General features: G+C 32.2%; 12 protein-coding genes. All 12 read left to right on the top strand.

The genetic code is table 11. The annotated features are described in order from the left end of the window. Positions 1-33 precede the first annotated feature (33 nt). Entirely contained in the window at positions 34-768 is a 735-nt protein-coding gene (locus G9H60_RS07290) for a sulfite exporter TauE/SafE family protein (protein ID WP_223143396.1), read from the top strand. 4 nt (positions 769-772) lie between these two features. Next, positions 773-1,582, top strand: coding sequence for a 3'(2'),5'-bisphosphate nucleotidase CysQ family protein (locus tag G9H60_RS07285; RefSeq protein WP_223143395.1), 810 nt, complete (start codon positions 773-775; stop codon positions 1,580-1,582). Positions 1,583-1,585: 3 nt separating this feature from the next. Further along, the gene (locus G9H60_RS07280) at positions 1,586-2,560 is read left to right on the top strand and encodes a sulfotransferase domain-containing protein (protein WP_223143394.1); all 975 of its coding nucleotides are present in this window, start codon (positions 1,586-1,588) and stop codon (positions 2,558-2,560) included. 29 nt (positions 2,561-2,589) lie between these two features. Then, on the top strand, positions 2,590-3,855 hold the full coding sequence (locus G9H60_RS07275) for a hypothetical protein (protein ID WP_223143393.1): 1,266 nt from the start codon (positions 2,590-2,592) through the stop codon (positions 3,853-3,855). 223 nt (positions 3,856-4,078) lie between these two features. Continuing rightward, positions 4,079-5,308, top strand: a complete 1,230-nt coding sequence (locus G9H60_RS07270; protein ID WP_317197226.1) for an MBOAT family O-acyltransferase — start codon at positions 4,079-4,081, stop codon at positions 5,306-5,308. Further along, a complete protein-coding gene (locus G9H60_RS07265; RefSeq protein ID WP_223143391.1) occupies positions 5,308-6,357 on the top strand; it encodes a hypothetical protein in 1,050 nt (349 codons plus the stop codon). Before G9H60_RS07270 ends, G9H60_RS07265 begins: the two co-directional genes overlap by 1 nt. A gap of 70 nt (positions 6,358-6,427) precedes the next feature. After that, positions 6,428-7,162 (top strand): class I SAM-dependent methyltransferase, encoded by a 735-nt coding sequence (locus tag G9H60_RS07260; RefSeq protein WP_223143390.1) that lies wholly within the window; start codon positions 6,428-6,430, stop codon positions 7,160-7,162. A 20-nt stretch (positions 7,163-7,182) separates the two neighbouring features. Then, entirely contained in the window at positions 7,183-8,400 is a 1,218-nt protein-coding gene (locus G9H60_RS07255) for a glycosyltransferase family 4 protein (RefSeq protein ID WP_223143389.1), read from the top strand. A gap of 6 nt (positions 8,401-8,406) precedes the next feature. Beyond that, on the top strand, positions 8,407-9,159 hold the full coding sequence (locus G9H60_RS07250) for a class I SAM-dependent methyltransferase (RefSeq protein ID WP_223143388.1): 753 nt from the start codon (positions 8,407-8,409) through the stop codon (positions 9,157-9,159). A gap of 34 nt (positions 9,160-9,193) precedes the next feature. Further along, positions 9,194-9,976, top strand: coding sequence for a glucose-1-phosphate cytidylyltransferase (gene rfbF, locus G9H60_RS07245; RefSeq protein ID WP_223143387.1), 783 nt, complete (start codon positions 9,194-9,196; stop codon positions 9,974-9,976). Then, positions 9,961-11,034 carry a CDP-glucose 4,6-dehydratase gene (gene rfbG, locus G9H60_RS07240; RefSeq protein WP_223143386.1) on the top strand — a complete coding sequence of 358 codons (1,074 nt, stop codon included), beginning with the start codon at positions 9,961-9,963 and terminating at the stop codon, positions 11,032-11,034. Before rfbF ends, rfbG begins: the two co-directional genes overlap by 16 nt. After that, positions 11,031-11,483 (top strand): dTDP-4-dehydrorhamnose 3,5-epimerase family protein, encoded by a 453-nt coding sequence (locus tag G9H60_RS07235; protein WP_223143385.1) that lies wholly within the window; start codon positions 11,031-11,033, stop codon positions 11,481-11,483. The genes rfbG and G9H60_RS07235 overlap by 4 nt, the downstream gene beginning before the upstream one ends. Positions 11,484-11,489 lie beyond the last annotated feature (6 nt).

Raw genomic sequence — 11,489 nt, 5'->3', positions numbered from 1 at the left:
AGACTCATTTTTTCTTTAACTCAAAAAATAAGCATGTTTCTTCCATTTGATATATTAGCTGTAATATTTTTTGTTGCTTTATTGCAGTCAATTTTCGGAGTTGGTGTTTTACTAGTGGGAACACCCTTATTAATGCTTTTTGGTTATTCATATTTTGACGTACTCAGCCTTACACTTCCCACTTCTCTAATAATTAGCCTCAGTCAAGTAATAAAGCATTACAAATTCATCAATATTTCACTTTTTAAAAAATCATTCCCAATTGTTATAACAATGATAATAATTGGGATGTTTTTAGCGAAATATCTGGGTGGATTTGTTGGAATAATTATGGGATTATTCCTATTTATTACATCATTTAAAGCAACAGTTAATGCCATCTTACCCCCAAATTCTTCAAAACAAAGATTGTCAATTGTTATTTTTTTTATGTGTCTTATCCAAGGCACAACAAGTCTTGGGGGGGCAATATTACCTACTATTGTCAGTCAAAAATGTCACGATAAAGAACAAAAATTAGGAACAACTGCGGCTATTTATGTTTTATTTCAATTAACTCAAATAGCTTTTATTTTGCTAAATAATTATCAATTTAATTTTTCAAAGACTGGAATATGTATGTTCATAGGTTTTATTTCCTATTCATTAATTGGGAAAAATTTGTTCCAGGCTATAAAAAGTGAAGGTTACGCTAAATATTTAAGGTTATTTATTCGTGTTGTGGCAATCCTATTAGTGGCAATTAAAATTTATTATTTAAATCATTAAAATATTGAATGAATTAGACAAAAAAAGCTTAATTAAGCTTGCGTATTTGGCAATTGATGCAGCAAAATTAGCAGGGAACTTAATATTGGAACATTATAAGAAAGATATTGAGATAAAAATCAAGAAAGATGGCTCTCCTCTTACAATTGCAGATAGGAGCTCTAATCAATCAATTGTTAAATCATTAAGTAAAACTAATTTCCCCATTGTATCTGAAGAAGAACGTGAATTGCCATTTGAGTCTAGATATTATTGGTTAGTCGACCCTTTGGATGGTACTAAAGATTTTTTGGATTTTAATGATGAATTTACAATTAATATAGCTTTAGTCGATTTCGATACACCAATTATTGGTATAATTTATGCCCCAGGCCTAGACGAATTATATGTAGGAATTTTGGGTAAAAAGGCTTGGGCAATAATACGTGGTATTAAAAAAACAGTAAAGCTATTGCCCAAGAGGAAAACTTTGAAAATGGCAATTAGTCGATTTCATAATCATGCTGATGCAAATAACTTTGCCTTAGAAAATGAAATATCACAATGTGAGGCTATTGGTTCTTCTCTAAAATACGGAAGATTAATTTTTGGGCATGTTGATGTATACCCCCGATTAGTAGGAACCTCAGAATGGGATACAGCTGCTGGTCAAGTAATTATGGAATCTGGTGGAGGTAAATTGCTCGACTGGAATACAAAGGAACCATTACGGTATAATAAAATCAATAGAAGGAATGGTCGATTTATTGCTTTTCGCAGCCCATATGTAATAAGTGATTTTAAACTGCAGCAATTTAAAACAGAATTAATTTAAAAAATGAATATATCAAAATCACCTATTTTTGCATTACAAGAAAATGTTTCAAATAATGTTGTATTCGTAGATGGGATTACTAGGTGTGGAAAATCATTGTTTTCAAATATTCTGCCTACTTTAAAAAACACAGAGCAATTACAATTTTTTGTTTTGTTAGAACATATTGTCCCAGCTCTTTCTTTTCAAATGATTAGTCCTGAATATGCGAAATCAAGTGTTCGGACTATTATGAACGAATTAGCTTACAATCAATTACTTTCAAGAAATGCGAACTTTAGACCTGGAGATCAAACAAGTGTACTAAAACATCCCAATGCGGAACAATATTTTAAAAGACTGTCAGCAGAAGAGGGAGATAGTATAATTGATGAGTTGAGGAAAAGAAATCGATTATTCCCATTCATGACGCATGATATGATGGTAAATTTGGAATTTCTAGACTTATTAGAAATTGACTATAAAATGATTCATGTTTTAAGGCATCCAGTTGATATGATTCATTCTTGGTTTATAAGAGGATGGGGAGAACGATTCTTGAATGATCCTCGATCATTTACACTTTCAATTGATTTTGAAAGTAAAAACCTACCATGGTACTGTAATGGTGTTGAAAAAACTTGGCTTAAGTTAAACCCAATGGAGCGCTGCGTATTTACAGTTCTAAATTTAATTGAATGTACTATTAATCAATATAATAAAGCGAAATATCCTTCAAAAATACACAATGTAGTCTTTGAAGATTTTGTTCAAGATACTCAAATTGAAATGGATAAAATATGTCAATTTTTGGGAACTGAGCCAGGATTTGCTTTAGGAAATGCACTAACTAATGCCAGATGTCCGCGAGTGTTAGATATTTCTTTAAGGATGAAAAAAATGAAGGAGTTTAAAAATGGGATTTCAGAGGAATTATACGTTAAATTATTAGCGATTTCTGATAGATATGAAAATCAAATATATGGATTCAAAAAGTAAAAGCTATTTAGGAATTAAAATTATAAGTTTTGAATAAGTCGATTTACATAGTATTATATCCATATAAATTTACTGAGCATATTTATAATTATTTGGAATTAGATGTCTTTAAGAAATTCTCTAAAGTTGAGGTTTGGGATCTTTCTCCACTATTAACGGCTAAATTTTCAAATTCATATTCGGCTGAAAGATTTGAATCAAATGAAATTTGTCAAATAAAAAATTTTTCTGAATTTATTATTAAGCTAAGAAGGTTAAATTCTCAAATTGGAAATGCTAAAATTTGTATTTATAATGCTATACCGAATCAATCTTTTAAAGATTTAATATGTAATTTTTTAATTTATGTATATTTGAAAAAACCTTCATTGTCCATTTTGAAGGCCTATTTTGGAGGAATACCCACACATTTTAATATTGGAAACGAAAGTTCGTTAATTGAAAAAGGTTATTTTTCAAGGATCAAAAGGTTATTAAAAACTAGTACATCTTTTCAGGAAATCAAAAGAAGAATATCTTCCCTATTTTTTTCTAATTTTGCTAGGTTATTGCCTAGTACAGCTACGCACCTTTTGATAGCAGGAGAACATTATTTAGAAGAAGCAATTTCAGATAAAACGGTGAATAAGACGGCTCAAAAAGTTTTTTTACACTGTCAAGACTACTCCAATTCATTGCTTAAGAGGAATATTTCACAAATGGGAAATCTATCTGAAGTTAAATATGCCGTTTTATTGGATGCACCAGGTCCCATGTTTACTAGTGATTATACAATACTTAAAAGAAAAGTATTTTTAACCACGGAAGTTTGGTATCCAACATTAACGGCATTTTTTGATAAATTGGAATTAGATACAGGTGTTAAAATAAAGATTGCTGGACATTATAAAGCAAAACACCCTTTTATTGCACCTTGTTTTGGGAATCGAGAAGTTTATTATCATAAAACATCAGACCTTGTGAAAAATTGTGAATATGTAATTACAAGATCTAGTGCCGCAACTTCTTATGCTGTTATGTTTAATAAACCAGTTTTATTTATTTATTCTGATGAACTCCAAGGTGATGACTTAGCTATGCATGATATTTATGGAATGGCTCATTTATTGGGAACGAATCCTATAAATATTAACCAATATCCCGATAGTTTTAATCAATTTTTAAAAGTTAATGAACAGCATTATCATTATTATAAAATGGCTTGTTTAACGTCAACATTGTCCCAACGTCCGAACGTCCAAACTATTTTAGAAGATATAATGCATATTGATACTAAAGGAGTATTTGAATTATAGTATGCAATTTAACTCATATAGTTTTGCTATATTTTTACCAATAGTTTTTCTATTTTATTGGTTCGGAACTAGAGGCAATTTGAAGCTTCAAAATATCTTACTTTTAGTTTCAAGTTATTTTTTTTATGCATGTTGGGATTGGAAATTTCTGTTTTTATTGATTTTTTCTACTTTGCTTGATTACTATACTGGTATAATGATATACCAGTCAGAAGCGCAAAAAATGAAGCTTTTTTGGCTTTGGTTAAGTATCATCGTTAATTTGGGGTTTCTTGGCGTTTTCAAATATTATAATTTCTTCGCTTCTTCATTTGTCAATTCATTAGCCCAGATAGGTTTGAATGTCCATGTAGAAACCTTAAATATCATATTACCTGTTGGAATTTCATTTTATACTTTTCACGGTTTATCTTATGTGATTGATATTTATAAAAGTAAGATAAAGCCAGAACGTCATTTTATTGATTATTCTTTATTTGTTAGTTTTTTCCCGTTATTGGTTGCGGGACCCATTGAAAGAGCGACACACCTATTACCTCAAATCATTAAAAAACGCGAGTTTAATTATTTAAAAGCGGTTGATGGTTTGAAACAAATATTGTGGGGTTTATTTAAAAAGATAGTCATAGCAGACAATTGTGCGGAATATGCCAACGTTATTTTTAATAATTCTACAGAATATGCTGGAAGTACTTTAGTCTTAGGGGCTTTATTTTTTACATTTCAGATTTATTGTGATTTTTCAGGTTATTCAGATATTGCACTTGGAACTGCCCGTTTATTTGGAATAGAGCTTTTAAGAAACTTTGCATTCCCATATTTTTCAAGAGATATTGCAGAATTTTGGAGGCGGTGGCATATTTCCTTATCATCTTGGTTTAAGGATTACCTCTATTTCCCATTAGGAGGAAGTAAATCGGGAATGCTTGTCAAAATTCGAAATACCTTTGTGATTTTTTTAGTAAGTGGTTTATGGCATGGAGCTAATTGGACTTTTATAGTATGGGGACTTCTCAATGCTTTATTTATCATGCCTTCAATCATTTTTAATACGAATAGAAATAACCTTGACATAGTTGCTAGCGGAAGAAATTTTCCAAGTTTGAGCGAATTATTATCCATAGGAATTACATTTAGTTTGACTGTTTTTGCATGGATTTTCTTTCGGGCTAATGACGTGAGTCATGCGTTTAGTTTTATTTCTGAGATATTTTCCAGTTCTCTTGTGAGTATCCCTTATTTTCGAGGAATTAGCAAAGCAGTAGTAATCGTTCCTATAATTTTCCTTTTTATTCTGATAGAATGGATAGGAAGAGAAGGGCAATATGCCATTTCGCATATAGGTATTACCTGGAAAAGACCAATTCGGTATATTTTTTATTATGTGCTATTATTCATGATTCTTTGTTTCGGGAATTATAATGAAAGTCAATTCATTTATTTCCAGTTTTAATGATGAAGACCTTTATTTTAAAAACCATTTTTTTCGTCACTCCATTTTTGGGAATTCTAGTTTTTGTCAATTATTTCGGAGATGCTGCCAGATTATTTGCCAATGATTATGAACAAAAAATGGCTAAGATTATTGGGTCTGGAAAATATGTAACGAATTTTGGAAATTATGATGAAAGATTATGTCAATTGGAATTAATTAAGCTGAAATCAATTAGTCCTAAAACAATTATCATTGGCTCTAGCAGAACCATGCTTTTCAATTCAAGTCATTTTCCCGGAACAACGTTTTTTAATAATTCAGTGAGTGGGGCAAGTATGGAGGATATTGTTAGTATTTATCAAATTTACAAAGAGTATAAAAAGGTACCCAAAAAAATAATTATTGGTATTGATCCTTGGACATTCAATGATTTAAGTGATCAAAATCGGTGGAAGTCGATTGCTACATATTATAATAGATTTATTCAATTGGAGTCTCAGGAAGGGTATGAATTAATGAAATACAAAGAGCTATTTTCATTCTCGTATTTTCAAAGCTCATTGAAGCTCATGCCCAAATTTTTAAAGGGTGATTTAGATCCAACTCCTACCTCTAACTCGCACAATATTTCGGCCACTAAATTAACAGATGGAGCTTTAGTTTATGATCAATTGTTTAGACAGTCAAGTGTTAAAGAAATTGACAATAGAATACATGAATATATATCTAAGGATTTATACAGTATTGAGAATTTTAAAGTTTTTTCTAAGAGAAGTTGGATAACATTCAATAAATTGATAAAGGAATTAGAAAAGAATCATGTTGAAATTGAATTTATATTTTCTCCATTTCCTCCTCTTGTTTATGAAGTTATTGAAAGTAAATATCCTTTGGTATTAAGTACAGAAGTTAAAGTTAATGAATTCGCCAAATTGCATAAAATTTTGGTACTCGGCACTTTTAATCCAAATAAATTAGGAATGGATAATTCATATTTTTATGATGGGATGCATTGTAAAGAGGATGCTTTAAAAAAGATTATAGAGAGTAAAAATAAGAATAAGTAAAACGAATATATCCAAATTTGATAGCATCAATAGAATTTGATAATCATAATTACCATTTTAATAAAAAATCATGAAAAATATCATTTCTGAATTATTCAGTAAAATCATCTATCATATCAAGCGAGGGATTCATGAAAGGGTATTGTTTAAAATCTCCTCCAGAGAATCAGTATTTACGGGTATTTATAAGTCCAATTATTGGGAAAATGCAGAGAGTGTTTCTGGGCTTGGTTCAACCATTCAGCAAACAGAATTATTGCGATCAAAATTTCCTGAACTTATGAAAACTTATGATATTAAATCTGTTTTTGATGCTCCTTGTGGAGATTTGAATTGGATGCAATTATTACTTGAATCAAATGATTTTGATTATATAGGAGGGGACATCGTTAAAGATATTGTAACCAATAATGCTGAAAAATTTGGACATCTTAATGCTCAGTTTGTTCATTTTGATATCACTAAAGATCAATTTCCAAATTCAGATGTTTGGTTGTGTAGGCATGTATTATTTCACCTTTCTAATAAAGATATATACTTAGCATTAGAGAACTATTGTAATTCGAATGTCCGATATATTTTAACTACGAATTGTATTACGGGACCAAATCACATCAATCAAGATATCTTAACGGGTAATTATAGAGACTTAAACCTGAAATTGGCACCATTTAATTTCCCAGTTTCACCATTATGGGAGATTAATGATTATGTGGCCCCTGCACCACCTATGACGATTGCCCTTTGGAAATTGGAGGATATTCAAATGATATTACCAGAGATTAAGAAAAATCTTAACCTATAGGTAAAAGGAAAGACCCTTATATGAAAATCGCTTTTTTTACTGAAAATTCATACAAGGGGGGATTGGACACGTTCTTAATTAATCTATTTAATGCCTGGCCAGACGAACAAGATGAATTAACTCTTCTGTGCAATCAGTCACATCCTGGTCTTAAAACCATTAAAAACCAAACAAAGAGGAGTATATTCATTGAGGAATATACCTATTTTTATACTACTTCATTAGCCCTAGGTCAAAGTAAGCTCCCGTTTAGTAAATGGAAAATCGTTAGAGCTCTTTTCGTATTGAGTTATCGATTATTGGCCTACATCATTTTATTACCTTGGTATGTTTTGACCTTAGCTATTAAATTTAGGTATAGTAATTACGATCGACTAATGGTCGTGAATGGTGGATATCCTGCCAGTTTATTATGTAGATGTGCCGCTATAGCTTGGAAATTTTCTGGGAAAAAATCCAAAGTAATATTCAACTTTCACAATTATACTGTTCCGATAAAATGGTATCAAGCATTTTTTGAAAATGTCATAGACCGAGAAGTAGATAAGGCTTCTTCCTATTTCATTAGTGTTACTAAACATTGTCTACAAAGTTTAAAGTTGAGGCCTACTTTCAACAAGGAACAAAAACTAAGGTATATTTACAATGGAATAGAGAACCCTAATCCACATCAATGTAAACCCAATTACCATCCAGAACATCCCTATTGTTTGATGTTGGCCACCTATGAACCAAGGAAAGGACATTTGTTTTTGCTTCAAGCCTTTAAAAAAGTGTTAGAAAAAGAACCTGATATCAAGTTAAAGGTTTATGGGTATTCAGGTAAAAAACATGAAAGAGAGCGAGTAATCAATGAAGTGAGAAGATTGGGTTTGGAAAAGAACGTAGAGCTTCACGAGTTTCATGAAGATAAAATATCCTTACTGGCTCATGCGTCCTTGTTAGTGGTCCCATCACAGTCTGAGGAGTCTTTCGGACTGACAATTATTGAAGCGATGGCCTTGGGAATACCGGTTGTTACAACTGATGTGGGAGGAATGCCAGAGGTTATGGAAGGAAGTGGTGCTGGAATGGTATGTTTTGCTAGTAATGCTGATGAATTTGCAGAGGCCATGTTAGACATTTTACAAGATCCTAATATAGCTGCCGAAATGGGAGAAAAGGGGATGATTACATTTGCAAATAAATATGATGCCAGTCTAATGGCTAGAGAGTATAATACCATCATTAAAGAATAATAAATTATGGATCAGAGTCTAGGTGTTGAAAGCGAAAAGAATGTACACTTTGCAGGCAAATACTTTGAAGAAATCGAAGAAATTTCAGAGTCAGATAATTATTTTGTTCCTGTATTAAAAGATCTTGCCAAATGGGTTGATTTGAAGAACTCAACGGTCCTAGATGTAGGATGTGGAACAGGATTATTCATGAAACATATATTGAATGAAGGTTGTACACAGTGTTATGGAGTAGATGGTCATACTGATTTTGCAGACCTTGCCATTAAAAGGGGATACAAAGAAGTAAAACAAGTTGAAGATTTGAATGTCGATAAAATTCCTTTTCATGATGATACATTTGATGTCATTGTATGTAAAGATGTTTTTGAACATTTATTGAATCCTACTCATACTGTTTCAGAAATAAAAAGAGTACTTAAGCCAGGTGGAGTTTTCTTATTGCATGTCCCTAACCATTTTCCATTAAGTGCTAGGGTCAAATTTTTATTTACCAATGATATAGATACCTTCTCGTTTTTTAAAAATGAAAGTAGGTGGACTTTCCCGCATATTCGATTTTATGAATTTAATGATACCTTAAACGTATTGGAGAAGTTGAATTTTTCTCTTGTCAAAGATTTAAGTTATCATTTTGGTTCTATCCCATTCTTATCGAGATTTGGATTTATGAAAGGTTTGGTGAAACGCTTAACCAACAAGTACCCAAATCAATTCGCTTGTGGATTTACATTACTTGTTCGTAAAGAGGGGGTATAATTTATACTGTATTATTTAATTAAATGTTTATAAAATGAAAGTAGTTATTCTTTGTGGCGGTCAAGGAACTCGAATTCGAGATGTCGCCGATAATATTCCGAAGCCTATGATTCCCGTTGGCAATTATCCCATATTGTGGCATATTATGAAATATTATTCCTTATTTGGACACAAAGAATTCATCATTTGTTTGGGTCATCAGGGGAAGGTCATCAAAGAGTATTTTTTAAATTATCAGATTAATACCTCAGATTTCACGCTTCAATTAGGGAAGAAAGAATCGATTCAATTTAAGAATGAGATTCAAGAGAGTGATTGGGAAATAACTTTTGCAGAAACAGGGGATAAAGCCATGACAGGTTCTCGCATCAGGAAAATTGAGCAATACATTGGAGATGATCCTCAGTTTTTATTAACCTATGGAGATGGTTTAAGTGACGTAAATATTGATAAATTAATAGCCTATCATCAGTCTCATCATCGGATTTTAACTTTAACAGGAGTAAGACCTGCAGGACGATTTGGTGAAATTATGTGTACAGATGAAGGAGTAGTCTCTGAATTCAATGAAAAACCTCAGGCTGCTGAGGGCAGAATCAATGGTGGTTTTTTTGTGTGTAATAAAGAATTGTTTGATTATTTGCCCGATAATGATGATCTGGTTTTTGAAAAAGAACCTATGATGAATTTGGTAAAGGATCAGCAATTGATGCAATTTAATCATGATGGTTTTTGGCAACCCATGGATACCTATCGGGAATTTATCTTATTAAATGGTTTGTATGAAAACAACAATGCCCCATGGAAAAAATGGTAATGAATCAATTTTATCAAGGTAAACGAGTTCTCTTAACAGGGGATACTGGATTTAAGGGCTCTTGGTTAGCTTTGTGGTTGCATTCTATGGGTGCAAACGTGCTGGGTTATGCTTTAGCCCCCACTTCAGAAGATGATCATTTTAATCTGTTGAACTTGTCGAATGATATTGAACATATTGACGGCAATTTATTAGATAGTCAATTGTTGAATGATGTTTTTGAGCGATTTCAACCCGAAATAGTATTTCATTTAGCGGCACAAGCGCTGGTTCGCCTGTCTTATGATGATCCAAAAACGACTTTTGATACGAATGTATCTGGTTCGGTGAATGTGTTAGAAGCTGTTCGAAAGACAAAATCAGTTAAATCATTGATTTACGTAACCAGTGATAAATGTTATAAAAACAATGAATGGATTTGGGGTTATCGTGAAAATGATGCTTTAGGAGGGCATGATCCTTATAGTGCTTCAAAAGCTGCAGCTGAGCTTGTTTTTTCATCCTATATTGATTCTTTTTTTAGTAAAAATGAAGCCATTGGAGTAGCCAGTGTACGAGCTGGTAATGTGATTGGAGGAGGTGATTGGGCTTTGGATCGAATTATTCCAGATTGCATCCGTTCTATTTCAAGAAATATCCCAATTGAAATAAGAAGCCCTAATTCAACAAGACCTTGGCAACATGTTTTAGAGCCACTCTCTGGTTATTTATTATTAGGTCAAAGGCTATATGAATCGCCAAAGGAATTTAGCGGAGCATGGAACTTTGGTCCTGAGTTTGGTTCAGTCAAAACCGTATTACAATTAGTGGAATCATGTATCCAAGTATATGGTAGTGGAGAAGTAATGGTAGGAAAGACCGATGGCACAAAACATGAAGCAGGATTATTGCATTTGAATTGCGAAAAAGCCAAGCATGGATTAGAATGGCATCCAGTTTGGGGGTTTGAGCAAACAGTATTTCAGACCATCTCTTGGTACAAAGATTTTAAAAATGGAGCTAACCCAAGAGAAATCTCTATGAATCATATACGTAAATACTTAGAAGATAAAAAATGATAGAAGGAGTTAAAATTACAGCCAAAAGAATCATCCCAGACGATCGTGGAAAGATCATGCATATTATGAAATCTTCCGATGAGCAGTTTTCGGCCTTTGGAGAAGTTTATTGTTCTACGGTTTACCCTGGAGTAGTAAAAGGATGGCATATGCACAAAAAAATGACATTAAATTATGTTGTTTTAAAAGGTAATATCAAGTTTGTCTTATATGATGACCGACCTGATTCTCCTACCTACCGAGAAATTCAGGAGTTTGTGATGGGAGAAAATCAATATGTGATGGTGACGGTTCCACCTTTTGTATGGAATGGATTTAAAGGTGTTGGATTAGAAGAAGCGTTTGTCATCAATTTTACGGATATCCCTCATGACGCGGAAGAGATTGTTAGAATGGACCCACATGAAAATGATTTAATTAAGTACAATTGGTCATTAAAAGACAGATAAACATAC

Origin of the sequence: Aquirufa aurantiipilula, assembly GCF_019923745.1 — a bacterium.
GTDB lineage: Bacteria > Bacteroidota > Bacteroidia > Cytophagales > Spirosomataceae > Aquirufa > Aquirufa aurantiipilula.
This window is presented reverse-complemented; position numbering and strand designations above follow the sequence as displayed.

What these genes read in the sequence shown, in the direction of transcription:
- G9H60_RS07270 (WP_317197226.1), top strand. Translation starts at nt 4,079, where the DNA reads ATGAAGCTTTTTTGGCTTTGGTTAAGTATCATCGTTAATTTGGGGTTT.
- G9H60_RS07255 (WP_223143389.1), top strand. Translation starts at nt 7,183, where the DNA reads ATGAAAATCGCTTTTTTTACTGAAAATTCATACAAGGGGGGATTGGAC.
- G9H60_RS07265 (WP_223143391.1), top strand. Translation starts at nt 5,308, where the DNA reads ATGATGAAGACCTTTATTTTAAAAACCATTTTTTTCGTCACTCCATTT.
- G9H60_RS07235 (WP_223143385.1), top strand. Translation starts at nt 11,031, where the DNA reads ATGATAGAAGGAGTTAAAATTACAGCCAAAAGAATCATCCCAGACGAT.
- G9H60_RS07260 (WP_223143390.1), top strand. Translation starts at nt 6,428, where the DNA reads ATGAAAAATATCATTTCTGAATTATTCAGTAAAATCATCTATCATATC.
- G9H60_RS07290 (WP_223143396.1), top strand. Translation starts at nt 34, where the DNA reads ATGTTTCTTCCATTTGATATATTAGCTGTAATATTTTTTGTTGCTTTA.
- G9H60_RS07280 (WP_223143394.1), top strand. Translation starts at nt 1,586, where the DNA reads ATGAATATATCAAAATCACCTATTTTTGCATTACAAGAAAATGTTTCA.
- rfbF (WP_223143387.1), top strand. Translation starts at nt 9,194, where the DNA reads ATGAAAGTAGTTATTCTTTGTGGCGGTCAAGGAACTCGAATTCGAGAT.
- rfbG (WP_223143386.1), top strand. Translation starts at nt 9,961, where the DNA reads ATGGAAAAAATGGTAATGAATCAATTTTATCAAGGTAAACGAGTTCTC.
- G9H60_RS07250 (WP_223143388.1), top strand. Translation starts at nt 8,407, where the DNA reads ATGGATCAGAGTCTAGGTGTTGAAAGCGAAAAGAATGTACACTTTGCA.